The sequence below is a fragment of the Lactococcus protaetiae genome (assembly GCF_006965445.1).
GTDB lineage: Bacteria > Bacillota > Bacilli > Lactobacillales > Streptococcaceae > Lactococcus > Lactococcus protaetiae.
The window spans coordinates 2,302,647-2,326,821 of record NZ_CP041356.1 but is presented as its reverse complement, the minus strand read 5'-3'; the positions used below and the strand labels follow the sequence as shown (position 1 = coordinate 2,326,821).

20 protein-coding genes and 2 pseudogenes are annotated in these 24,175 nt (G+C 38.0%); 18 read left to right on the top strand and 4 right to left on the bottom strand.

The genetic code is table 11. The features are described 5' to 3' along the window. Window positions 1–296 precede the first annotated feature (296 nt). A complete protein-coding gene (dapA, locus tag FLP15_RS11095) occupies window positions 297–1,190 on the top strand; it encodes a 4-hydroxy-tetrahydrodipicolinate synthase (protein WP_142767166.1) in 894 nt (297 codons plus the stop codon). Window positions 1,191–1,267: 77 nt separating this feature from the next. Here the strand turns inward: dapA and FLP15_RS11090 are convergent, their stop codons facing one another. Beyond that, entirely contained in the window at window positions 1,268–1,939 is a 672-nt protein-coding gene (locus FLP15_RS11090; RefSeq protein ID WP_142767165.1) for an MgtC/SapB family protein, read from the bottom strand. A gap of 657 nt (window positions 1,940–2,596) precedes the next feature. On the opposite strand from FLP15_RS11090, the pseudogene FLP15_RS11085 reads away from it, so the two are divergent. The 11 genes and pseudogenes from FLP15_RS11085 to FLP15_RS11040 all read left to right on the top strand — a co-directional run bounded on the left by FLP15_RS11085 (window position 2,597) and on the right by FLP15_RS11040 (window position 16,136). Beyond that, window positions 2,597–4,302 (top strand): annotated as a pseudogene (locus FLP15_RS11085) (ribonuclease J). Window positions 4,303–4,760: 458 nt separating this feature from the next. Next, window positions 4,761–6,326 (top strand): leucine-rich repeat domain-containing protein, encoded by a 1,566-nt coding sequence (locus tag FLP15_RS11080; RefSeq protein ID WP_142767164.1) that lies wholly within the window; start codon window positions 4,761–4,763, stop codon window positions 6,324–6,326. Between the two features lie 201 nt (window positions 6,327–6,527). Beyond that, a complete protein-coding gene (gene ffh / locus FLP15_RS11075) occupies window positions 6,528–8,081 on the top strand; it encodes a signal recognition particle protein (RefSeq protein WP_142767163.1) in 1,554 nt (517 codons plus the stop codon). 1,082 nt (window positions 8,082–9,163) lie between these two features. Continuing rightward, a pseudogene (locus FLP15_RS11070) lies at window positions 9,164–9,868 on the top strand (AzlC family ABC transporter permease); the annotation flags it as partial. Beyond that, window positions 9,845–10,192 (top strand): AzlD domain-containing protein, encoded by a 348-nt coding sequence (locus FLP15_RS13325; protein ID WP_425351495.1) that lies wholly within the window; start codon window positions 9,845–9,847, stop codon window positions 10,190–10,192. The pseudogene FLP15_RS11070 and the gene FLP15_RS13325, both read left to right, overlap by 24 nt. A gap of 223 nt (window positions 10,193–10,415) precedes the next feature. Then, window positions 10,416–10,937 carry a GNAT family N-acetyltransferase gene (locus tag FLP15_RS11065; protein ID WP_142767161.1) on the top strand — a complete coding sequence of 174 codons (522 nt, stop codon included), beginning with the start codon at window positions 10,416–10,418 and terminating at the stop codon, window positions 10,935–10,937. Between the two features lie 313 nt (window positions 10,938–11,250). Beyond that, on the top strand, window positions 11,251–11,487 hold the full coding sequence (locus tag FLP15_RS11060; protein WP_120772055.1) for a DUF1858 domain-containing protein: 237 nt from the start codon (window positions 11,251–11,253) through the stop codon (window positions 11,485–11,487). Window positions 11,488–11,772: 285 nt separating this feature from the next. Continuing rightward, window positions 11,773–13,269 carry a DUF438 domain-containing protein gene (locus tag FLP15_RS11055; RefSeq protein WP_142767160.1) on the top strand — a complete coding sequence of 499 codons (1,497 nt, stop codon included), beginning with the start codon at window positions 11,773–11,775 and terminating at the stop codon, window positions 13,267–13,269. Beyond that, a complete protein-coding gene (locus FLP15_RS11050; RefSeq protein ID WP_142767159.1) occupies window positions 13,266–13,562 on the top strand; it encodes a hypothetical protein in 297 nt (98 codons plus the stop codon). The genes FLP15_RS11055 and FLP15_RS11050 overlap by 4 nt, the downstream gene beginning before the upstream one ends. A gap of 180 nt (window positions 13,563–13,742) precedes the next feature. After that, window positions 13,743–14,546: a glutamate 5-kinase gene (proB, locus tag FLP15_RS11045; RefSeq protein ID WP_190288300.1), complete on the top strand. Its 804-nt coding sequence runs from the start codon at window positions 13,743–13,745 to the stop codon at window positions 14,544–14,546. Between the two features lie 348 nt (window positions 14,547–14,894). Then, complete coding sequence (locus FLP15_RS11040) at window positions 14,895–16,136, top strand: glutamate-5-semialdehyde dehydrogenase (protein ID WP_142767157.1); 1,242 nt, start codon at window positions 14,895–14,897, stop codon at window positions 16,134–16,136. Window positions 16,137–16,220: 84 nt separating this feature from the next. Here the strand turns inward: FLP15_RS11040 and FLP15_RS11035 are convergent, their stop codons facing one another. The 3 genes from FLP15_RS11035 to FLP15_RS11025 all read right to left on the bottom strand — a co-directional run bounded on the left by FLP15_RS11035 (window position 16,221) and on the right by FLP15_RS11025 (window position 18,094). Continuing rightward, window positions 16,221–17,135 carry a cation diffusion facilitator family transporter gene (locus FLP15_RS11035; RefSeq protein WP_142767156.1) on the bottom strand — a complete coding sequence of 305 codons (915 nt, stop codon included), beginning with the start codon at window positions 17,133–17,135 and terminating at the stop codon, window positions 16,221–16,223. Next, entirely contained in the window at window positions 17,128–17,415 is a 288-nt protein-coding gene (locus FLP15_RS11030) for an ArsR/SmtB family transcription factor (RefSeq protein WP_142767155.1), read from the bottom strand. Before FLP15_RS11030 ends, FLP15_RS11035 begins: the two co-directional genes overlap by 8 nt. Before the next feature lie 409 nt (window positions 17,416–17,824). Continuing rightward, window positions 17,825–18,094 (bottom strand): heavy-metal-associated domain-containing protein, encoded by a 270-nt coding sequence (locus FLP15_RS11025; RefSeq protein WP_142767154.1) that lies wholly within the window; start codon window positions 18,092–18,094, stop codon window positions 17,825–17,827. 367 nt (window positions 18,095–18,461) lie between these two features. On the opposite strand from FLP15_RS11025, the gene FLP15_RS11020 reads away from it, so the two are divergent. The 6 genes from FLP15_RS11020 to FLP15_RS11000 all read left to right on the top strand — a co-directional run bounded on the left by FLP15_RS11020 (window position 18,462) and on the right by FLP15_RS11000 (window position 23,883). After that, window positions 18,462–18,779 (top strand): PTS sugar transporter subunit IIB, encoded by a 318-nt coding sequence (locus FLP15_RS11020; protein ID WP_142767153.1) that lies wholly within the window; start codon window positions 18,462–18,464, stop codon window positions 18,777–18,779. Continuing rightward, window positions 18,779–19,117, top strand: coding sequence for a PTS lactose/cellobiose transporter subunit IIA (locus tag FLP15_RS11015; protein WP_142767152.1), 339 nt, complete (start codon window positions 18,779–18,781; stop codon window positions 19,115–19,117). Before FLP15_RS11020 ends, FLP15_RS11015 begins: the two co-directional genes overlap by 1 nt. A 1-nt stretch (window position 19,118) precedes the next feature. Beyond that, window positions 19,119–19,760 (top strand): PTS transporter subunit EIIC, encoded by a 642-nt coding sequence (locus FLP15_RS13650; protein WP_280954074.1) that lies wholly within the window; start codon window positions 19,119–19,121, stop codon window positions 19,758–19,760. A gap of 8 nt (window positions 19,761–19,768) precedes the next feature. Next, complete coding sequence (locus FLP15_RS13645; protein ID WP_280954073.1) at window positions 19,769–20,371, top strand: PTS transporter subunit EIIC; 603 nt, start codon at window positions 19,769–19,771, stop codon at window positions 20,369–20,371. Window position 20,372: 1 nt separating this feature from the next. Continuing rightward, a complete protein-coding gene (locus FLP15_RS11005) occupies window positions 20,373–21,827 on the top strand; it encodes a glycoside hydrolase family 1 protein (RefSeq protein WP_142767151.1) in 1,455 nt (484 codons plus the stop codon). Window positions 21,828–22,017: 190 nt separating this feature from the next. After that, the gene (locus FLP15_RS11000; RefSeq protein ID WP_142767150.1) at window positions 22,018–23,883 is read left to right on the top strand and encodes a BglG family transcription antiterminator; all 1,866 of its coding nucleotides are present in this window, start codon (window positions 22,018–22,020) and stop codon (window positions 23,881–23,883) included. The last annotated feature ends 292 nt before the right edge of the window (window positions 23,884–24,175 follow it).

The following is a 24,175-nucleotide window of genomic DNA, read 5'->3' as shown; positions in this document are numbered from 1 at the left end:
GCGTGCTAATCCCTTACCTAAAAGGTAGAGGGCAAGACCACTTCGCCTTGCGACTTCAGTCGGTTAGTGAAATCGACAACGTAGCAAAGCGAAGATAGAGCGAATGTATAACGCAGCTTTGCTACGGTGTGACCTCATATCGAAGATGTTAAGCAGACTGTTGCAGCTTTAGCTGCGTACAGGTCGCTTAGTTGTTACATCTAGAGGTTGTACCCTAAATTCAGTAGTGAGCCGAAACTCCCACTGAATAAGTCTTGACTTCATTGATTATGACCTAACAACCAAAAGGAGAAATTATGTCAGCAAAAGAAGCAATTGAAAAATTGAAAAGTGCGCGGATTATCACTGCACTTGTCACACCATTTGATGAAAATGGTGAAATTAACTTTGAAGCATTTCCAAAATTGATAGAGGACTTACTCGCTCATCATACTGAAGGTTTTATTTTGGCAGGAACAACCGCTGAATCTCCAACTTTGACTCATGATGAAGAATTAGCGATTTTCGCTGAAGTTAATCGGATTGTAGCGGGGCGCGTGCCACTTATCGCAGGTGTTGGAACGAATGATACTCGCGATTCTATCGAATTTGTAAAAGAAGTGGCAAAGTTAGGCTATATTGATGCGGGTCTTGCAGTGACGCCCTACTACAATAAACCAACGCAAGAGGGAGTTTATCAACATTTTAAAGCTATTGCTGAAGCTTCCGAATTACCAATCATCTTGTATAATATCCCAGGACGAGTTGTCACAGAAATTCATCCCGAAACGGTGCTGCATCTCGCTCAATTAAATAATGTTATTGCCGTAAAGGAGTGCACAAATACAGACAATATTGCTTATCTGATTGAAAATGCGCCAGCTGATTTTCTTGTTTATACGGGAGAAGATGGACTTGCTTTTCATGCAAAAGCTTTGGGTGGACAAGGAGTAATCTCTGTTGCCAGCCATATTTTAGGTGATGAAATCAATGAAATGTTCAATGACTTAGAGCAAGGGAAACTTGTAAATGCAGCAGCAATTCAACGTAGAATCTTACCGAAAATTAATGCGTTATTTAGTAGCACTAGTCCAGCGCCAATCAAGGCAGTACTTAATCATAAAGGATATAACACAGGAGCGTTAAGACTTCCACTTGTTGCAGTAACTTCTGATGAAGCCAAAATAATTATTGAAAAGATAGAAAAATAATAGGCTGTCCGAAAGGACAGTCTATTTATTATATTATTTCTTGAAGCAAATGTAATTCGAATTTTCAATTGTGAAAATCAGTACTCAATAGATTGTATTTCGTCATTTTCTTTTAATAAATCCATTAATAAACCAATATCATAATTTTGCGGAATTTTAAGATATAATTCTGCACGTAAAATATTGTTTGTTTGACGTTCAACTTTTAGATTGATGATTTTGATATCATTTTCTTTCAAGATTTTTTGAACGAAGTTAATTCCCTCAATGTCAGAAAATTGTAGGATAAGACGGTCACTCGCAGGTAATTTTATCCATCGCAGATTTTGATGTAGGAGAATTTGAAAAAGGAGTATCAGAAGTGTTGCGGCGATCCCGATAAAATACAAACCTGAACCTATTGCCATTCCAATTCCAGCTGTTGCCCAGATTCCAGCAGCAGTGGTAAGTCCATTGACAGATTGGTTATGCACGAAAATCATACCGGCTCCTAAAAAGCCAATCCCGCTTACGACTTGGGCAGCAATACGTGAAGGGTCAAGCGTGGCGCCATGAAGGTTGATGATATCCATAAAACCATATTTTGAAACTATAATCATCAAGGCAGAGCTCAAGGCGACAATCAGATGAGTTCTCACTCCAGCATTTTTTAAACGACTATTTCTTTCATAACCAATCGTATAGCCACAGATTCCGGCTATAACTAAACGAACTAACCAGTCCAGCTGAGTTAACAGATTAATATTCATAAAATTTCCTTTCTTGTATTGTTGTTTTTGAAATACACACTCTTTATTATAGGACGATTTAGTGATAAATCAAAATGAATATGATTTTATCAAAGCAAACGGACAGCGTAGCACAGCGGAGATAGTGATTAGAAAAAATGGACAAATGTTTTACGAAACTCCCACTGAATAAGTCTTGACTTCATATGGTATTGAAGTGATTACTTCATTGGTGTGGGAATGAGCACGCACCTACTAAGTTAAACTTATTAATAAGTGACTGTTTGCTAGAGAGTCAATGCGGAAACAGAAGGGAGAGAGATAACAGACTTTCTTATCTACTTGATTTTTTAATTAGTTTGGGTTAAACTTATGTTAGTGTATTCTCGGTAGAGATTGGAATGCCAGTCTCTTTTATTGTAGCTTCCTAACTTAAATGTAATGAAGCTTGTTTTTATCGCTTGTCCCACTCGACCGTTTACGAGAGTGAATACGGCAAGGATAAAGTAAAAAACTCTGTCATGGTACGACCTTACATTTGCAAGATAAGGTTATATTGTCCTAGAAAATCTGGAATTTACTGACAGAATTCTGTCAGCACTTACAGAGCGTTTTTATGTCGAAAAAATTATAATTTACACTGATAAGAGCAATTTGTTCTTAAAACGAAAGGTTTTTATGTCTAATATTAAAATCACCCCTTTAGGTGGTGTACGTGAATTTGGTAAAAATATGTATTTGGTTGAGGTCGATGAGCAGATTTTTGTGCTTGATGCTGGGCTAAAATACGCAGAAATAGAAATGTTGGGAGTTGACTTTGTGATTCCTGATATTACTTATCTTTTGGAAAATGCAGACCGTGTGGCTGGTATCTTTTTGACTCATGGTCATGCGGACTCCATTGGTGCACTTCCCTATATTGTATCTGAGCTTCGTGTTCCTGTATTTGGCTCCGAACTCACAATTGAACTTGCAAAAATTAATGTAAAAAACTATGCGGATAGCCGTAAGTTTAATGACTTTCATGTGGTCAATGAAGATACAGAAATTGACTTTGGCAAAGCTGTAGTTTCGTTCTTCTCCACAACACATACGATTCCTGAAAGTTTAGGAATAGTTATTTCTACGAAGTCTGGTAATGTTGTTTATACAGGAGATTTCAGGTTTGACCCTGCAGTAGCAAAGGGGTATCGGACAAATATGCGTCGTCTTGCCGAGATTGGTAACAATGGGGTGCTTGCTCTGTTGTCTTCGTCACCTAATGCTTTATCAACACTACAGTCCGCTAGTGAACATGAGATTTATGACAAGATATATGATTATATCAATGATAGTGAAGGTCGCGTGATTATTGCTTGTAATGCGGGGAATCTGGGACGTATTCAACAAACGATTGATGCTGCAATTAAAATAGGACGTCGTCTTGCTTTCACAGGTGAAGATATGGACCAAATCATTGAAACGGCAACACGTTTGAAAAAACTTCGAGTTGTGGATAAAAAATCAGTGATTAAACCTTCAGAAATCAAAAAATATAATGATAATGAACTTGTTATTTTGGAAACAGGTCGCATGGGAGAACCATTAAAAGCGCTTGGAGATATGGCACATCACCGTCACAAATACGTTCAAATCAAAGATGGTGACCTTGTTCTTGCGGTTACAAGTCCATCGGTTTCTTACGAAACGACGATTGCACGCATTGAAAATGATATTTATAAAGCTGGCGGTGTCATGAAAATGCTTGGCTCAGATTTAAAAATTTCAGGTCATGCCAACGCGCGTGATTTGCAGTTTATGCTTGATATCTTACGTCCTAAAAATCTGATTCCGATTCAAGGGAGTATCGTGAACTTCGCGCTCACGCTGAATTAGCAATGGAAATGGGTATTTTGCCTGAGCATATTTTTATTGCTAAACGTGGAGAATCTGTTGAGTTTGAAAAGGGAGAAATGCTTCCAACAGGAGTTATTTCAGCAGAAAATGTTATGATTGATGGCTCTGGTGTGGGAGATATTGGCTCGGTGGTTTTGCGTGACCGAAAAGTTTTGTCTGAAGACGGAATTTTTATCGCAGTGATTACAATTTCTAAAACAGAGCGTAAAATTGTTAGTAAATCACGTGTTCACACGCGCGGATTTGTCTACGTAAAAACCTCTCGTGACTTAATGCGTGAAGCGGGAGAATTAGTTAATGAAACCGTGGATAAATATTTAGCAGGCAGAGAGTTTGACTGGGCGGACATCAAGGGAAATATTCGTGATGCACTTGGCAAATTCCTTTATGAACAAACAAAACGTAAACCAGTGATTCTTCCGGTTGTGATGGAAGCACGTCAACCACAAGAGCTTAACAAACGTTATGGCAAAAAAAATAATAAATGAAGTCAAGACTTATTCAGTGGGAGTTTCGTAAAACATTCGTCCATTTTCTCTAGTCGCTATCTTCGCTGCGCTCCGCTGTCCGTAGAACGGCGTGCGAAGCACGTAGCACCGTAGCGAACCATTTCGCCTTGTTGCTTCAGCAGATTGCGATTTGAACTTGCCACTTTAGTGGCTTAGTGAAATCGACAGCGGAGCAAAGCGGAGATAGATCGAATGCCTCTATCGTTGTCAGCTCTGCTGACTTACGAATAGAGGACAAATGTTCTACGGATACCTGTGGTGCATGCATCGACAGCGTATCCCAAAGGGTGGAGATAGCACGCATTTGCTTTGATAAAACTAAAAGTGCGAATCCAATTCGTTTAGATTTCAGCGAACTTTCAGAAAAAAATTAATTTTATTTACACTATGAGTGACAAAACCTCCAAATTTTCGTATAGAAAGTTAGGAGGTTTTTTATGTATAAATTAAGACATTCAAAAGTAATTATTATCACAGGATTGCTTGTTGTAAGTTTAGGACCACTTGTTTCAGAGATACCGAAATCACTGATAGAGCTGTCAGTACAAGCAGCAACTGCAACACAGACTTATACGGACAATCAAGGAATAACCTATACTTTAGATAACACCAGTCAAACGGCGACAGTCACTACATTTTCAGGAGGCGCTGGTGCTGATGCTATCATTCCAGATTCTGTCAGTACTGATGGACTAAGCTACAGAGTGACCTCTATTGGTGCTTACGCTTTTTCAAATATGGGGTTGCATTCGGTTGTCATTGGAAATAATGTTACAGATATTAATACGAGCGCTTTCCAAACAACAACAAGCTATCCAGATTATTATAAAAAAGCATTGACCAGTGTAATATTAGGAAACAATGTTCAAAACATTAAAACAGACGCCTTTGCTGGCAACGCACTGACAAACATTATTTTCCCGTCATCAGTATCTAAAATTGCAACGAGAGCTTTCGCAAATAATTTGCTGACAGAAGTTTCATTTGGAGATAATGTTACAGAAATTATGAGTAAGGCTTTCCAAAGTAATCAACTGATTAATATTACATTTGCAGATAATGCACGGACAATTGTTGACTCAGAAGCATTTTCAGGGAGTCCTGTGTCATCTTTAACACTTGGGATTGGCGTGACTCTAGCGGATGATACTTTCAATAAAGTCAGTCCACTGTTTGGGCAGCTTGATGATTTACCTCTGACGGGCGTAAGAATGATTTCTGTCAGTAGTGATGGAACAATCCAAAAAAGTTGGTTAGGGGAAAATATGGTATCCACTGGTGATTCCATTTCAGAAAGTACTGACAATGAAAGTGATACGAAAGGAAACAATGACGAAACAACTGTTAGTGCTGACAACCCAGTAACATTGCCTGATGCTGTTTCCCCCAATAATGGAACGTCCTCGTCTGATACTCCAAATGTTAATGACGAAGCCACTGTCAGTACTGACAGCCCAATGACATTACCTGATGCTGTTCCGCTCAACAATGAGATTACAACGACATTGCCTAATACTCCAGATGTTGATGATACGATAATATTACCAGATGCTGCTGACAATGCATCAATAGATAGTTCCAACGTTGTTTCTGAAGCGGAGAGTGTTCCATTGATTACGGATGATGATAAATTACTGACAACAATAGACTCGACACCCAAAAATATGTCAGTAAGTTACAAAACTTTGGAACTCCGCTCCAGTTTACCACTATCCGAATCAATAGAAAAGCTAAAGAAAACACGGATGGCTAAGCGCTCCAGAGGATTAACTCCAGCATTGCTCAGTCATACAGTCTCGTCAGAACTTTCAAAGCAACCAAAAACAATGCAAACGGCTACTAAAAAATCAACAAAGCTTGATAAAAAGAATCAAGATCTCAAGCAAACAAAAAAGTCGAGTCAGAAGCAGCAAAAATTTGATTATTTTATGATTATTCCAGCATTGTTGCTTGGTTTTATAGTTGGTAAACTTATACCGAGTCCTAAAAAATTTAAAAAATGAAAAATTCCCTCAGACCATTGATGTATTCAATTTTTTTAAAAGAAATGTTATAATAAGAACACTAAAGTTGTTCAGAAATATTGCTTTTGTCCAACTATGCTTTTAGTGCAAGCTTCGCTTATTTCATCCGTCACTTGGCGGATTTTAAAGTGATTTTTATAGTATGAACAAATCAATGTAAAAAAGAGATTGGAATAGAAAATGGCATTTGAGAATTTAACAGAGCGTTTGCAGAACGTTTTTAAAAATTTACGTGGAAAGAAAAAAATTACAGAGACAGATGTAGCGGAAATCACTAAAGAGATACGTGTTGCGCTTTTAGAAGCCGACGTTGCACTTCCTGTTGTCAAAAAATTTATCAAAGCAATTCGTGAACGTGCGATTGGTACAGAGGTTTCAGAGGCACTCAACCCTGCTCAACAAGTAATAAAAATTGTAGACGAAGAATTAACAGCGATTCTTGGAGGAGGAGAAGCAGAACTTCTCAAGTCTCCAAAAATTCCTACAATTATCATGATGGTTGGACTGCAAGGGGCTGGTAAAACAACATTTGCTGGAAAACTTGCTAAAAAACTCAAAGAGGAGCAGAATGCTCGTCCTTTAATGATTGCTGCTGACGTTTACAGACCAGCAGCGATTGACCAGTTAAAGACCTTAGGTGTTCAGCTTGATGTTCCAGTTTATGATGAAGGGACAGCAGAAAACCCTGTTAATATTGTTAGAAATGGACTAGAAAAAGCTCGAGAAGAACGCAAAGATTACGTATTGATTGATACAGCAGGTCGCCTTGAAATTGATGATAGACTTATGGATGAGTTGCATCAAATCAAGGCTCTTGCCCAACCAACAGAAATTTTACTTGTCGTCGATGCAATGACAGGGCAAGTGGCAGCACAGGTTGCTAAAACATTCGATGAAAAGCTAGATATTACAGGTGTAATTATCACAAAACTTGATGGTGACACACGTGGTGGTGCGGCGCTATCTATTCGAGAAATCACAGGGAAACCGATTAAATTCACTGGGACAGGTGAAAAATTAACAGATCTTGAAACATTTTATCCAGACCGGATGAGTTCAAGAATTCTTGGTATGGGCGATATGCTTACGCTGATTGAAAAGGCGCAAGCACAATTTGATGAGGAACAATCTGCAAAACTTGCCGAAAAAATGGCAGAAAATCGTTTTGATTTTGAAGATTTTGTTGAACAACTTGACCAAGTAACCAACATGGGACCAATGGAAGATATTATGAAGATGATTCCTGGAATGTCGCAAATGCCTGGACTTGACAAAGTCAAAGTTGACCCTAAAGATATTGCAAGAAAACGTGCGATGGTTTTATCAATGACGCCAGCAGAACGTCATCTTGAAGTGGATTTATCACCGGCTAGAAGACGGCGTATTGCTACAGGTTCAGGAAATTCATTTATTGAAGTAAACAAGTTTATCAAGCAGTTCAATCAGTCTAAAGAAATGATGCAAGGTATCATGAATGGTGATATGAATGCAATGATGCAAAAAATGATGGGCGGTGCGGGTATGCCTAATCTTCCTAAAAATGGGAAGCTACCTGCAGGAATGCCTGATATGAGCCAATTAGGAGATTTATCAGGTATGATGGGAGGCAGCGGAACACCAGATATGTCTTCGATGTTCGGTGGAGGCCTTAAAGGAAAGGCTACTGAATTTGCCATGAAGCAAGCAATGAAAAGAGCTCAAAAGAAAATGAAAAAAGGTAAAAAGAAAAAATAATAGTTGCTTTGATTTATGTTGCATCAGTTGTCCATGCATTTTAGGACTTCAAAGGATAATGCGGAATAATCCATGAAAACATATCTTTCGTTTGATACACTTATCAAGACTATGAAAGGAAAAAAGTATTGTTTTCCTACCTGTATCCTTAATATAAATAAAGGTTTCGGCTAGAAATGAAGTCAGGACTTATTCAGTGGGAGTTTCGTAAAACGTTTGTCAATTTTCTCTAGTTGCTATCTTCGCTCCGCTCCGCTGTCCGTTTGATTGCCATTTGGCGTTGCCTCTATTCTTGTCACTTTAGTGACTTAGAGATAGAGGGCAAATGTTCATCGGCACTTTAGTGCCTTACAGCCAATGGCAATCAAACGAAGTTGCGTAGACCGTTCGCAGAACGGTGTGCGAAGCACCTAGCACCGTAGCGAACCATTTCGCCTTGCTGCTTTAGCAGATTGTGATTTGAACTTGCCACTTTATAGGATAGCCGTTGGCGCTAAAGCAGCAACGGATAGGATAGTTGTTTCACCTAGTGGCTTAAGTGAAATCGATAGCATAGTAAGGCGGAGATAGCACGCACTTGCTTTGATAAAACAGTAGTAAAACTTCAATGAGCCTTATTAGAACAGGAAAAATTCCCTGTTTTTTTATATAATGGATAAACACACTATTTTAGAGCGATTCAAGATGGATTTGCTCATTGGCTAAATATATTATTTCAGTAGGGTAGTTGTATTTAGAAGTAAATATAACCAAGCCACTCTAAAATCCCTCAAATTTTCCGTCAGTCTTTCGTTGCCGTCCTTGACTTGCGCCAGCAACCCTGCGTCCTTCCGCCTCAGTCTGACGAAAATAAGATGTGAGGTGCGCTCGTTCAGAAGCGTAGAAAATTAGGAAATTGAGGTTCTGTCCGCAAGGACAGGTTCCAAGTTGCCATTTCGCCTAGCGAGTTTACTCGCATAGAGCGAATGGACAGCGGAGCATCTATTTTCCTAGCTTCTAGCACACCGAACTCAATTAATTTTTGAGCAATCTTGGTTGGATTTTAGAGTGGCTTAGCTATAGCATTAGAAATTTGAGAGATTATGAATTCAGAACTGACTTTTAAACAAGGATTGCGAGATACTTTGCCAACGGTTTTTGGTTATATCGGAATTGGCTTAGCATTTGGAATGATTGGGCATGCAGCTAATTTTAGCGTATTGATTGTTTTTTTGTTGTCGCTGATTGTATATGCTGGCTCAGCTCAATTTATCATGATTACACTACTTGCTGATAAAAGTCCTATTCTATCAATTATTTTGAGTGTATTTTTGGTTAACTCACGTATGATTTTGATGAGCATGACCACTGCCTCTTACTTTAAAAAAGAAAGTTTGCTCAAAAATATTTTTCTTGGCACTTTGTTGACAGACGAAAGTTTCGCACTGGGGATGAACAAGCAAAATTATACAGGAGGAAAACTTAGTTTTCCTTGGTTTAATGCGGCAAATCTTTTGTCTTATATGGTTTGGAATGTGGCGACTGTTGTTGGGGCGTTACTAGGAAACCTTTTGACAGACCCAAGAAAGTTGGGCTTGGGATTTGCGGTTATCGCGATGTTCATTGGTCTTTTATATTTGCAACTCATTAGCGATAAAAGTCTAGGAAAGCTTCTTCAATTAATAATGATTGGAATAACTTTTGTTTTATTCTATTTTGGTTTGATGATTATTCCGAGTAATTTACTTGTCCTATTTGTGACTTTGATTGTATGTGCTGTGGGAGTGGGGTTAAACGTGTCTTCTTTTGAATTTACTTTATTAACTATCTTAGGATGTGGACTTGTGACTTGGCTTTCGCGCGTTCTTCCTTTTATTTTGCTAAAAAAAATGACTTTATCTAAGCTTTTAGTCGAGTATTTAAGCTTTGTTCCGATTGTGATTATGTCTGCACTATGGGTATCCAATCTATTTGTGCAACATTTGGGACATTTTCCCTCAGTGGATTGGAATAATTTATGGGCCTCTATCCCAACAGTGATAGCAGCAATTTTAACTAAAAATTTGCTGCTTATTGTTCTTGTTGGGATTGTATCTTTAGCAATTGTGCAACTAGTGCTTTATACTGGTTAATCACTAAATAATTTTAGTTGATTAGTCAGATTAACTGCAGTTATACTGCCACTTGGTAAGCAAATGGATAGCGTAGCGAACCTTTCGCTTTGCTGCTTTATTAGGTTACCACAGCGACTGTCCAGAGTTTAGCCCACTATAACGAGTGTGGACAGCGTAGCCCAAAGGGCGAAGGTAGCAGACACTTGCTTGGTTAAACAAGTATTAGGAGAATGGGAATACGATGGAAATTGAATCAGAGCGTTTGATTTTACGAGATTTTAAAGAAAGTGATTTAGAAGATTTACAAGAAATTTTTGGAGATAGAGAAACAATGAGATTTTGTGAACCTATCTATTCTTTAAAGCAAACTAAGGAATTTTTGCAGAACTTCTGTATCAGTGGGAGAAAAGCCGTTGCGGTAGAAGAAAAAATGAATGGAAAACTGTTAGGTTATCTGCTATTTAAGCCATTTTATTCAGAACAAGCTAATATTTTTGAAATAGGGTGGTGGATAAATCGTAATTATTGGCGCAAAGGTTACGCCTATGAGGGAGTTACGCGATTGATTGAGTATGCATTTGAACAATTAGAAGTTGATGAAATCGTGGCAGAAACTTTAGATAACGACAAATCAGGAGCGTTGGTGAGAAAACTGGGATTTGACTTGGACAAAATTGAAAGAACAGCAAGTCAAGATAATGACGGAAATTGGTGTGACGTCTTTTGGTATAAATTGAGTTCACAATACTGGAAGTATAAATGAAGCTAGCTCTTTGAGTAGAAGTTTGTAGTTTCTAAAAAAATGATATGAAGCTTGGGTTTTGAGGAATCTAGGCTTTTTTCTTTCTGTTCAAATAAGAGATATTTTGTTAAAATAAGGTGTCAAAAACTTTTTACAGCAAATAGAATCATGAGAAAATGGTGTTTTTCTTATGTGCAACTTTGACTTGCGTGATGTGTTAATCACAAGAGGTTGTTTGTGTTGACGAAAACTTTCATTTCTATGTAAAGGATTGTTGATTTTTACAATGAGCTTAAGATATGGAAATAGAACAGTGTGAGATGGAGAAAAGAAGATGATTCAACTTAATATAGATGCGAAACTTTATGATTTGGCGACAGCTTATCCTGAAATTGTGGAGTTGATGGACGAATTAGGTTTCCACGAAATTAAGATGCCAGGAATGCTACAAACAGCGGGTCGAATGGCAACAATTCCGATGGGAGCTAAGATGAAACACATTGACTGGGAGGAGATTGTTCGAGTCTTTGCTGAAAATGGTTTTGAATTTGTAAGCTCTGATACTGTTTAACTTGGCAAGTGCTGTTTTCGTTCCACTGCCCCTAGGGTATTAGCGCTTTGCGACTCGACTTGTGGCTTTGCCTTTTGTAGCCCCTAGCTTCGCATGACCATTGGCTGTAAGGCACCAAAGTGCCGATGAACATTTGTCCTCTATCTCTAAGTCACTAAAGTGACAAGAATAGAGGCAACGCCAAATGGCAATCAAAAGGACAGCGGAGCAACGGAGTTGCGTAGAACGTTTGCAGAATGGTGCAGGAAGTGTGTGTTCTGAGATGATTTGTAATGGAGATAAAAAATGAATAAAGATATGAAAAAGTCAACAACAGTTGACCGCCAAAAAAGAATTGTTGAGATTTTGACCTTGCTTCATGAAGGGGGTTCTTTTGAGGAAGCAAAGAAAATTTTTAATGAAGAGTTTGATGGTGTGGATGTTTCAGAGATTACTGGTGCAGAAAAAGCTTTGATTCAGGGAGGATTGAGTCCATCAGAAATTCAAAAGTTATGTAATGTCCATGCGGCGGTTTTTAAAGGTTCAATCAAAGATATTCATAAATCTTCTTTGGAGGAAAATACGCCTGGACATCCTGTACATACGCTGAAACTTGAGAATCAAGTCATTGCATCGCTTTTGAATGATGAAATTCGTTGGGTTTTTGCAAAGATTGAAAAGGGAGATTGGAAACTTCTGGAACGCTTGCTTGCCGCACTCGAAGATTTGTATAATATTGATAAACATTATACGAGAAAAGAAACATTGATTTTTAGTTACATGGAGAAATATGGTATTACAGCGCCACCAAAGGTGATGTGGGGTGTGGATGATGCTGTGCGCGACATGATAAAAGAGCTGTTAGTCTATCTTAAAACAGGTAAAGTTGCTTTGAATCCTTTGCGTGAGATGCTGGATGATGTGATTACTGAGATTGAAGAGATGATTTTTAAGGAAGAGGCAATCATGATTCCAATGTGTTTGGATGTTTTTTCTTTGGATGATTGGGAGCAGATTGAGCGGGATTCTAGTGAGATTGGTTACTCATTTATCGCAGAACCTTTGAAGTGGAAAGCCTCAAGTGAATCACGTGCGCTTGAAACTGAACGAGAGCCAGAGCGTCTTGCTGCGATTGAGTCAGCAAAGGAAATGACAGCGGCAATTGCGGCAGATGGTGGTGCTGAAATTGTCAAACCTAAGCGTGTTAAGCGACAGTATGACTGGGAAAAGGCGCAGGGTGACGGTGTTGTCGTGTTGCCAACTGGAATCATGCACCTTAACGAATTGACTGCATTGTTTAATGTTTTGCCTGTGGATTTGAGTTTTGTGGATAAAGATGATATTGTTCGGTTTTTCTCTGGTGGTGAGCGGATTTTTCCACGTGCGAAATCTGTTGTAGGTAGACGAGTAATTGATTGTCATCCACCAAAGTCATTTGATGCTGTGGATAAAATTTTGAAAGATTTTCACGCAGGAATTCGGGATTCAGCAGAGTTTTGGATTGATTTACATCGTTTTAATAAAAAAGTTTATATTCGATATTTTGCGATGCGTGATGAGGAAACAGGGGAGTATTTGGGATGTTTAGAGGTTTCTCAAGACATTACAGCGATTCAAAATCTTGTTGGAGAGAAACGATTGGATGGGCATGAACAGCAGCATTCTGCTTATGAGGATGCTGTAGCTGAGAAGACTGCTGACAGCAATGCTATCAGTATTGATGAAAAACTGGCGGCTTCCGAAATGCCTGATTTTGTGAAAAAAATGTTGGAAGAACGTTCGGTCAGTATTGATAAACGTTGATAAGTACTGATGATTTGCGAATTGGTTTGCTGACAGAGCCGAGAAGTGTGTTCTGGACTGATGAAATTTCTGTCAGCACTGCGATTCGACTTATTGCTTTAGCAGATTGCGATTTGAACTTGCCACTTTATAGAATAGCCGTTTGCGCTAAGGCAGCAATGGATATGCTAGTTGTTTCACCTAGTGGCCTGCCACTGCGACTAGGTGCTTTACCTTTTGCTCTTACTGCTTTAGCAGTTAAGCAAACGGACAGCGGCGCAGACCGTTCGCAGAACGGCGTGCGAAGCACGTAGCACCATAGCGAGCATGGACAGCGAAGCAACGAAGTTGCGGAGATAGTGAAATCGACAGTGGAGCAAAGCGGAGATAGCGAGAATGGACAGTGAAACGAAGCGAAGATGATAGAAAATTTTATAGGGAAAAAATTGATTTTTTACAGCAAAATTGTGGTTCATTTGGTATAATTGTTGATTATGACGAGAAGAAATATTTTGAAATTTCGGCGAATTGTGATAAAAATAGGAACAAGTTCGCTGATTTTACCAAATGGAAAAATTAATTTATCGAATATTGATGAACTTGCTTTTGTTTTATCTGATTTGAATAATAAAGGTTATGAAGTGATTTTGGTGACCTCAGGTGCTGTAGGGGTAGGATTAAATGTTTTGGAAATGGACAAACGACCTGCCGACATCGCAACGCAGCAGGCTTTAGCGTCAATTGGACAAGTCGAGCTAATGAGTCTTTATACGCAGATGTTTAGGCGTTATTCGCAGAAAGTCTCTCAGTTACTTCTGACGCGGGATGTTACGGATTTTCCAACAAGTCGGGAAAATGCAGAAAATGCGCTTTCAGCGTTGCTTTCGATGAATATTATCCCGATTATCAATGAAAATGATGCCATCGCGGTGGATGAAATGGATCATCAGACGAAGTTTGGTGATAATGATAAACTCGGTGCAATCGTTGCGAAGCTTGTGGATGCTGACTTGCTGATTATGCTGTCTGATATTGATGGACTTTATGACAAAAATCCGACAATCTATGATGATGCACAGATTTTTAGAGAAATCCATGAAATTACAGATGAATTGCGCGAAATGGCTGGTGGAGCTGGGAGTCGCTTTGGTACAGGAGGGATGACTTCTAAGCTGTCCGCAGCACAAATTTTGTTTGAGAATGGGCAAGAAATGGTACTGACAAATGGCGCCAGAATCCGTGAGATTCGTGAAATCATTGCGGGTAAAGAAATTGGCACTTATTTTTATCGAAAATAATTCTGTCAGAATGAAGTCAAGACTTAATCAGTGGGAATTTCGTAAAACATTTGTCCATTTTCTCTAGTCGCCAAAGCGACTGATAAAAGGGCAACTCGCCAATGAATTTAGGATACAACCTCACATCTTCGATATGAGGTCACACTGTCCCAGAAGCCTAAGTGCTAAAGCACTAACGCCCTAGGGCAGTCGGACGAAATTCGAAGTTAGTGCTACTTCATCCAGGGGTGTTGCGATTGCGACTGGGCGCTTCAGCGCCTTAGCAATCATCGACATCGTAGCCGCAAGGCGGAGATAGCACGCACTTACTTTGATAAAAACTTTGTCAGTCAATAGGAAGGAAAATTAATGATTGAGGAACTTGGGCAAAAAGTAAAAATAGCAAGCCGAGCGCTTTCGAAAGTTCAGACAATTGATAAGAATAATTTTTTGATGAAATTGGCTGATAGTCTCATTAAAAATACTGACAGAATCCTGTCAGAGAATCAAAAGGATTTGGAAAAAGCCCAATCGCATGGAATTTCCAATATTATGGTTGACCGCTTGCGGCTGACAGAAACGCGGATTGCTGACATGGCAGTAGGGTTGCGACAAGTAGCTGGTTTGCCTGATCCGATTGGACAGCTTGTGCAAGGTTTTACGAATCTTGATGGGTTAAAAATTGTGCAGAAAAAAGTACCTTTAGGTGCTGTCGGAATGATTTTTGAGAGTCGTCCAAACGTAACTGTTGATGCGTTTTCTCTGTGTTTTAAGACGGGAAATTCAGTGCTTCTACGTGGAGGTTCAGATGCTTTGTTTTCAAATATGATTTTAGTGAAAATTATCAAAGAAAATCTGAAAAGTAGTCATCTTCCAGAGTCAGCAGTGGAATTTTTGAGCGACACGAGTCATGCAGAAGCAGAGAAAATGATGCAGGCAACCGCTTATCTTGATGTCCTTATTCCACGTGGAAGTAGTAGATTAATTAATACAGTTAAAGAAAAAGCGACCGTTCCAGTCATTGAAACAGGCGTTGGAAATTGCACGATTTTTGTTGATGAATCAGCTGATTTCGAGATGGCAATAAAAATCATCATTAATGCAAAAACACAGCGCCCAAGTGTTTGTAATGCCGCGGAGAGCCTTGTTGTTCACGCAAAGATTGCAGACCAATTCTTACCACAATTACAAAAAGAAATAGACAAAGTTCACAAAATTGACTTTCGTGCTGATGAAAAAGCGCTGTCAGTACTGACAGAAGCTACGTTAGCAACTGACGAAGATTTTCGATGTGAATATTTGGATTATGTGATGTCTGTCAAAATCGTTGATAGCCTTGATGAAGCGATTGAGCATATCAATAAATATACAAGTCATCATTCAGAAGCAATTGTGACCCATGATTATTTCAATGCTCAAAAGTTTCAAGATGAAATTGACTCGGCAGCCGTTTATGTCAATGCTTCAACGCGTTTTACTGATGGTTTTGTTTTCGGATTGGGTGCAGAGATTGGCATTTCCACACAAAAACTTCATGCACGTGGGCCAATGGGACTTGATGCACTGACAAGCACAAAATTTTTGATTGACGGGACAGGACAAACTCGCTAAATCACTGACAAAAGTTGATAAGTGCTGACAGATTTCTGTCAGTAAGTTTAATAAAAAACGACCTCTGTAAGAAGTCGTTTTTTTTTACTTTTCATACTTCAAGTGACATTCATGTTCAATCTGTGTTTCGTCGAGCTCAATCGCAGATTGACAAACATGGTGTGCCTCTAAAAGCTTCCTAACAGCAACTTTTGCCTCAGTAAAATCTTGATTTTGAGGAATCAAAATATGAATCATTGCAGCATTTTGTTCACCATCAATAGACCATATAATGAGTTGAGTAATAGCACGAACTTCTGGAAGCTTTTCCAATTCAAGAAGTAAATCAGAATAATCAACATCAAGTGGCACAGACTCTAGCAAAATGCGCAAAGTACCCACGAATTTTGGCAGTGCTTTGCTCAAAATAAAGAGTGCAATAGCAATTGATAAAAGTGGGTCTAACCAATACCAATCTACAAAATGGAGAGTAATGGAAACAATCAAAACACCAAGCCATCCCAATACGTCCTCCAAAGCATGGAGATTTAAAATGCTTTCATTACGAGAAGAACCGCGTGCAAGAAGCCACGCTCCGAATCCGTTAGCAACAATTGCAAAAATCGCTAAACCAAACATTCCAGAAGCTTGAACTGGTTGCGGATTTAATAATCTAGGCACAGACTCAAAGAGTACAACAAAACTACCAGTAATCAAAATAACACTCGTAAGGATGGCTCCTAAAAGGCTAAATCGCTGATAACCAAAGGAAAATTTATTGTCTTCACCACGCTTAGAGAATTTTTGGAAAAACCAAGCTAAACCAATAGCAACAGCATCTCCTGTATCATGGACAGCATCAGATAGTATCGCAGTCGAATTAAACAAAAATCCAAAAATAAACTCCAAAATTGCAAAGAAAAAGTTGAGTACAAAAACAATTGTGACATTTTGTGAAGTCAAAGCATCCAAAGTGTGATGGTGCTTTTTATGTTTTGTAGAAGATAATTTTTTATTCATCTAAATGCTCCCCTAAATGTTCTGAAACATCCTTGAGTAAATGGAGAATGTGTCGATCATAAATACTGTATGTCACAGTTTTTCCACGTTTTTCGCTTGTTAAAATCCGTGCATTTTTGAGTAACTTGAGTTGTTGACTGACAAGGGACTGAGATAGTCCACTCTTTTCAACAATTTCATTGACAGTTGAATCGCTCGTAGCAAGTGTTGAGATAATTTTTAAACGTCCTTCATTTGAAAAAAGCTTAAAAAATTCTGCAATATCATTATAATTCGTCATATTATTATATTATAATTTTATAATATAAATGTCAAGTCAATAATAAGTTATTTTTGGTGAGACAACAGTTTCAAAGATATGGTCAATGTGATGTAACACTATTTCAACTTTTAGTTTCTTCATCTCATCTCTGTGTCGTATCATTTATCTGTTTGTTTATACTCGTTCATCTCTAAGCCTGTATTAGCAGATTTAGCAGTTGCAGGTATACCATCTTGCATCTAGGCAAACTTTAATTTCTAAAAGGAGTTTTTAGAAACTAAACAGCATCAGAGCCTGAAGCTCCAAAAGTAAAAAGTAGGGGCATTTGGTTGACTTATAAAAGAAAAACAGTCAAAGGATGGTGATTCTTGACTGTTTTTCCATTTATTTATCCAATTAAGAAAAAGTGATATAAGTTCTAATAATCTTAGAACACAAGTTTATAGCCAGCTTTTTCGACTGAGAGGGCAACATCAGCTAATGATACCTCAGCATTTGTATCAAACATTGCTTTCCCTTCTTCCAAAAAAACTTTAACAGCGATAACACCGGGAACATCAAAAATAGCTTGGGCAACGGTATTTGCGCAATGCGCGCAGGTCATGCCACCAATGGTAACCGTCGTATGTGCACCGATAGCAGTAGCACCCACTTCACGTATTGTTGGACCTGTGGTAGCATCATTCATTTCTGACATTATATTTCTCCTTTAAATTAAATAATATTTTTTAAACAAGTTCCACTCAAAAATTTAGTAAAAACATTAAGATTTTAACTACAAAAATGTGGGACACAGCTGTCATCACGAGATAAATCAGCCAATTATGAAAAACTTGGAGCACCTCGTAGCAGCTTAATTATAGTTTACGACGATGATCAGTTTTTGTCAAAAATTCAGTAATTTCATATCGTTAATGTTAACGCATTCAAAAAAACTTCCGCTTAGTAGGAAAAAAATTTGGCAGAGGAAAAAAATAACTTTTGCTACAATGAAATCATCGAAACAATAGATTTCCATTCATTACTTCGGTGGTAAAACTTATTAAATATTTTAGGAGAACAAAATGACAAAACAAGTATTATTGACCTGTGGTGCAGGTGCATCATCTGGGTTTATGGCAGCAGCAGCACGTAAAGCGGCAAAAAAACTCGGCGCAGATATTGAAATTAAAGCAAAAAGTGAAACAGAGGTTGAAGCTTCTTTACCAGAAATTGATTTACTTCTCGTTGCTCCTCATTTAAAGTACATGATTGATGAAGTCAAGGAACTTTGTGAAACAAATCATGTCAAATATAACATTATTCCACAACGTGTCTATGGAGCGTTAGATGGTAAAGGATTAGTCCAGTTTGCTCTAAAACAGTTTGAAGGAGAAGACTAGTGGAAGAAAAAGAAATAATAGAGCGTGACGAGTTAGCAATAATTTCAATGAGTACTATTCTTCATGCGGGGAATGCGCGTGATTTTATCTTTCAGGCTGCAAATAAAGCGGCAGAAGGGCAATTTGACGAAGTAAATCAACTCATGAAACAAGCAAATGATGAGCTTATAGAGGCACATCGCGCTCAAACCTCAACCCTACAAAAAGAAGCAGAAGGGATTGAAATTCCTTACTCTTCATTATTTGGTCATGCCCAAGACCATGTAATGACTGTAAAAACAGAGTACAATCTTGTCAAGGAAATTATCAAGCTCTACAAACGATTGGAGGAAAAATGATATGAACAAATTTATGGGCTGGATGACCGACAGTTTTGCACCAAAAGTGAATAAGTTTGCCAAAAATGCTTGGATTGCAGCTATTCAAGAGGCGATTATGGCAGCAATGCCAATGATTTTGATTGGTTCATTTGCTACAGTATTGAGCCTTGTCAATATTTATGTCAAGGGCTTTCCAGATTTTTCAATGATTGGTACTTTTTCATTTGGACTCTTCTCAATTTTTCTTTCGTATTTGATTCCAAATTCAGTGATGAAACATAAAAATCATGTTGAAATCTCGAAACAAGCAGGATTGGCGGGATTGGCGTTTTTCTTAATCTTGATTTATCCTAAATTAAACACAACGACAGGTGCGATTACTTTTGATAGTAATTCATTTGGTACAGGCGGTATGATTGCAGCGTTAATTGCGGGTTTATTTGTTGCCTTTATCATGAATCTATTTACGAAATTTAATTTTATCGGGGAGGATTCAGGTCTTCCAGATTTTGTGGCAATTTGGTTTAACACTTTGTTGCCAATTATCGTTATCCTTCTGGTAGGCTGGTTATTTACTTTCCAACTTCACTTTAACTTATACGAAGGGATTAACTCATTATTCAGCCCGCTGATTAATTTGGGACAAAGTTTCTGGGGCTGACAATATTAATGTTCCTTGGATTTTCTTTCTTATATTCTTTTGGGATTTCCAGTTGGGTATTGACTCCTGTAATTTATGCGATTGAGCTTCCTGGTATTGCTGCAAACCAAGCAGCTGTTGCTGCTGGACAAGCACCTACAAATATTTTCACTGTAGAGGCTACGACATTAATTTTAATTGGTGGTGGTGGAGCGACATTAGCACTGTGTATTATGATGGCTTTTCTTGCTAAATCATCACGTTTACGTATGATTGGGAAAGCGGCACTTGTTCCATCAGTATTTAATATCAATGAACCTCTTGTCTTTGGTGCCCCAATTGCGTTTAATCCAATATTGATGATTCCGTTTTGGATTACTGGCTTAATTACCCCAATATTATTATGGTTGTCAATGAAGCTTCACCTTGTTCCTATTCCAGCGCAACCTTTTCAAATGTGGTACACACCAGCACCTATTGCTGGGTGGATAATTACGAAATCTATTGCAGGAGTTATCTTTGTATTGGCAATCTTTGCCATCTCATGGATAATTTACTATCCATTTTTTAAAGTTTATGATAAGCAAGCAGTCCAACAAGATTTAGAATGGGCCGAAGACGAGGAGGATTGATGTGAGAAAAAATAAATACCCTTATTTCAAAGAAGGATTTTTGTGGGCGGGAGCACAAGCAGCATCACAAGCAGATGGAGCGTACACCCAAGACGGAAAGAAGCCTAATTCATCGGATGTTCAACCTTATCTTAAAGGTTTAAGTAATATGGAAATTCAACACCTTGAGCAAGAAGGAATGAAAATTGAGCAAGTGAAGAAAGCGCTTTTGGATACGGAGCATTTTTATCCTAAACGTCACGGGATTGATTTCTATAATAGCTATGAAAAAGATTTAGAAATGCTTGCTGAAACTGGAATGAAAGCTTTTCGTACTTCTATTGATTGGTCGAGAGTATTTCCAAATGGAGATGAAATGCTGCCAAATGAAGCAGCGCTAGAACACTACGAAAAAATGATTGACAAAATTCGTGAAGTGGGTATGGAGCCTATTATCACAATGCTCCATTATGAAATGCCGATTCATTTAACTTTGGAGTATGGAGGCTGGACGAATAAAGCGGTAATTGAGTTGTTTGTTCGCTATGGTAAAGTGTTACTGGAGCGTTTTGGTCAAAAAGTGAAGTATTGGATTGTTATTAATCAAATTAATATGATTCAGGTGGAACCTTTCTTGTCACTTGGAATTTGCAGTAATCAGTATGAAAATATTGAAGAAGCTGAGTATCAAGCTGTTCATAATCAAATGGTTGCTTCTAGTATGATTCAACAATATGCAAAAACACTTAACATTCCAAATTTGCAGGTTGGTACAATGGTTGCAGATGGAACAGCTTATCCTGCATCTTGCAAGCCAGACGATGTCACCCTTGCTTTGTGGCATAACAGGATGCAGTATCTTTTTACGGATGTGCAGTTTAGAGGAGAATATCCACAAGTTGCTTTAAATTACTTTAAAGAGCACGATTTAAAAATTAACATGACAGATGAAGAGCTTATGCTTTTGCGGGAAAATCCAATGGATTATCTAGCTATCTCTTATTACTTCTCTCAAATGGTTGATGCGGATAAAAATGGTTATATTCCGTATGACATTACAACAAATCCATATTTGGAGGCTAATCCGTGGGGGTGGAATATTGATTCGAAGGGGCTATATCACACATTATCACAATATTGGGATCGTTATCAAAAACCTATTTTGATTGCTGAAAATGGTTTTGGAATGTATGATGAACTCGTGTCTGGGAAGGTTCATGATGGTTATCGCTCGGATTATCTTGGGGCTCATATTGAGCAGGTAGGGCGTGCTATTTATGATGGAGCAGAGGTTATTGCCTATTGTGCATGGGGGCCGATTGATATTGTGAGTTGTTCTTCTCAACAGATGTCAAAAAGATATGGTTTCATCTATGTTGATATTGATGACGAGGGAAATGGCTCACGTCAGCGTTTGAAAAAAGATAGCTTTGCTTGGTATCAAAAAGTAATCGAAACAAATGGAGCAGAAATTTAAGGAGTTTTTAAACTCCTTTTTGAGCTTTGCTTGGTATGATTGTAAGAGAGGGTGTGCAAATTGTTGGTACTCAAAGGCTGTGAAATAAGATTCTGAGCGTTGCGCAATAGCTGGAGTGAGTTTGTATGAATGTCAAAAGATAGGATAGACAGATATTTTACTGTGAAAATGATGAAAACGGGATAATAGGATGAAAAAGAAAGAAATTCTTTTAGATTATCTAAAAAATCAGAAAAAGGAGCAGTTTGTTTCGAGTTCGGATTTAGCAAAAATATTGGGGGTCACAAATCGAAGTATCAGGTATTATGTGAAACAACTTAATAATGATACGCCTGATTTAGTGGAAAGTAGTCGGGAGGGCTACCGATACAATTGGCAGTATTTTGAGGTTCCGAAAGTGGATGAATCGGTGGATGGGCGCAGATTTTCTATTTTACGTTATTTACTGCAAAAAGGTGACGAGGGAGTAGATTTATTTGATTTGGCAGAAAAGCTTTGGGTATCAGAATCAACAATTCGTCAGGATATGTCAGCGTTGCAAGAGTTAATGCAGGATTATCAGTTGATGATTAAGCAGCATGAGTTTCACTATTTTCTGACAGGGACTCAAGAGGCAAAGCGGTTACTCATCATGACACTCATTCGTAAGAAAAATGGTGATGCACCTTCTCTAGAAGATGAAATGCAGCAATTTTTAGGAGAAATTCCGCTGTCAGTGCTGACAGAAATCTGTCAGCAGGTTTTTGATGAATTTAATTTTCATGTTAATCAATATTTTTTCCAAAATTTTATTTTGCATCTGATTATTGTGCTTAATCAGAAATGGCAGGAAGAGCCTAAAGTGTTTTCAAGTCCATCTTTGCCAATGATTGAAAAAATTGCAGTGTTGATTTTTGAAAAATATCATCTTGAACTGGCGCAGGAAGATAAGTTTGAGCTGGCTTTGTTATGTGATGGTGAGCGAGGGCATCGTGAAGTTGAGGTTGCTAATTATGTGTCAAAAAATGTTTCAGATAGTCTTCATCAGGCGTTGGAAGAATTAAGTAGTGTATTCCTGATTGATTTTACTGACCAACAGTTTTTAAATCGTCTGTTACTTCATACTCAAAATCTTTATCATCGAGTAAAGGATAAAAAAGTTAAGCGCAATCTGAGTGCTTTAGAGATTAAGATGCGTTATCCTGCTTTGTTTGATGTTGCTGTATATTTGTCTTCGTTGATTGCAACGGATTTGAAAATTGAGATTGCTGAGGATGAAATTGCTTTTTTGGCGTTGCATATTGGTTCTTTTCTGGACGAGCAAAAGAAAAATGAGAAAAAGATCCATACTTTGCTTGTTGGCTCAGACTATTTGGAGAGAGAAAATCAGATTCAAGTCTTATTAGAATCACGTTTTGGTGATGAATTACTTTTTGTCAGTACTGACGAAATAAAAAATACTGACAGAATTGAGTTTATTATTTCGTCAGAGAAAAAATTTTTCGATTATGATGCAGAAGTCGTTTTTATCCAAGAATTTTTAAGAGAACGTGATTTTGCAAGGATTCGTAGGGGAATTGAACGCATCAAACAAAAACGCTATTTGCACTTTTTAGAAGAATTTTTACCAAAATTAATTCAAAAAGAAGCGTGCATAGTGCTGGAAGAAGTAGAATCAAAAGAAGAAGTGTTCAGCTTCATTGGACAGTGGTTTTTCGAAAAGGGTTTTACTGATTATCATTATACCCAACGATTATTTGAGAGGGAAAAAATGGCCTCAACTGCCTTTACAAGTGGTGTCGCACTTCCTCATACCATCAGATACGAAGGGAAAAAAACTGGATTTCTTGTATTAAAGCCAGTTCAGCCACTTTATTGGGATGAACAATCAATAAAATTGATTCTCGCGATGGCGATAAATCCAGCAGACTCACATGATTTTAATCGTATATTTCCAAGAATTATTGAAATACTTGTTGAAGAATATCATGTGAATTTTCTGCAGAGAAGTCAAACGAGTGATGAATTTATTAAGCGTTTGATTGAATTGATGGTCGCTGACGGATATTATGATTAGTAAAATATTTTCTGTCAGTACTGACAGATTTTTATCAAAATATCTTTGACAAAAAAATATAAATTTGCTATAATGTTTTAAACCTTTAAGGTTGTCCAGAGAGGCAGGCAAGGTCAGAAAATAACAAAGTAATAAAACGGTGGACAGCGTCCATTTTCTGATACTATACCTGCATTCTGATGGATGCAGGATTTTTGTTTTTACAAATCAGATTGTAAAAACTGTCGGAGTGCTAAAGTTTGTAAAATAGGACTTTAGTGGGTGTCTTAATCAACGGAGGTCGGTGCGCCTG

What these genes read in the sequence shown, in the direction of transcription:
- proB (WP_190288300.1), top strand. Translation starts at nt 13,743, where the DNA reads ATGACGAGAAGAAATATTTTGAAATTTCGGCGAATTGTGATAAAAATA.
- dapA (WP_142767166.1), top strand. Translation starts at nt 297, where the DNA reads ATGTCAGCAAAAGAAGCAATTGAAAAATTGAAAAGTGCGCGGATTATC.
- ffh (WP_142767163.1), top strand. Translation starts at nt 6,528, where the DNA reads ATGGCATTTGAGAATTTAACAGAGCGTTTGCAGAACGTTTTTAAAAAT.
- FLP15_RS11090 (WP_142767165.1), bottom strand. Translation starts at nt 1,939, where the DNA reads ATGAATATTAATCTGTTAACTCAGCTGGACTGGTTAGTTCGTTTAGTT.
- FLP15_RS13645 (WP_280954073.1), top strand. Translation starts at nt 19,769, where the DNA reads ATGTTCCTTGGATTTTCTTTCTTATATTCTTTTGGGATTTCCAGTTGG.
- FLP15_RS11055 (WP_142767160.1), top strand. Translation starts at nt 11,773, where the DNA reads ATGAATAAAGATATGAAAAAGTCAACAACAGTTGACCGCCAAAAAAGA.
- FLP15_RS11080 (WP_142767164.1), top strand. Translation starts at nt 4,761, where the DNA reads ATGTATAAATTAAGACATTCAAAAGTAATTATTATCACAGGATTGCTT.
- FLP15_RS11025 (WP_142767154.1), bottom strand. Translation starts at nt 18,094, where the DNA reads ATGTCAGAAATGAATGATGCTACCACAGGTCCAACAATACGTGAAGTG.
- FLP15_RS13650 (WP_280954074.1), top strand. Translation starts at nt 19,119, where the DNA reads ATGAACAAATTTATGGGCTGGATGACCGACAGTTTTGCACCAAAAGTG.
- FLP15_RS11020 (WP_142767153.1), top strand. Translation starts at nt 18,462, where the DNA reads ATGACAAAACAAGTATTATTGACCTGTGGTGCAGGTGCATCATCTGGG.
- FLP15_RS11040 (WP_142767157.1), top strand. Translation starts at nt 14,895, where the DNA reads ATGATTGAGGAACTTGGGCAAAAAGTAAAAATAGCAAGCCGAGCGCTT.
- FLP15_RS11000 (WP_142767150.1), top strand. Translation starts at nt 22,018, where the DNA reads ATGAAAAAGAAAGAAATTCTTTTAGATTATCTAAAAAATCAGAAAAAG.
- FLP15_RS11035 (WP_142767156.1), bottom strand. Translation starts at nt 17,135, where the DNA reads ATGAATAAAAAATTATCTTCTACAAAACATAAAAAGCACCATCACACT.
- FLP15_RS11060 (WP_120772055.1), top strand. Translation starts at nt 11,251, where the DNA reads ATGATTCAACTTAATATAGATGCGAAACTTTATGATTTGGCGACAGCT.
- FLP15_RS11065 (WP_142767161.1), top strand. Translation starts at nt 10,416, where the DNA reads ATGGAAATTGAATCAGAGCGTTTGATTTTACGAGATTTTAAAGAAAGT.
- FLP15_RS11030 (WP_142767155.1), bottom strand. Translation starts at nt 17,415, where the DNA reads ATGACGAATTATAATGATATTGCAGAATTTTTTAAGCTTTTTTCAAAT.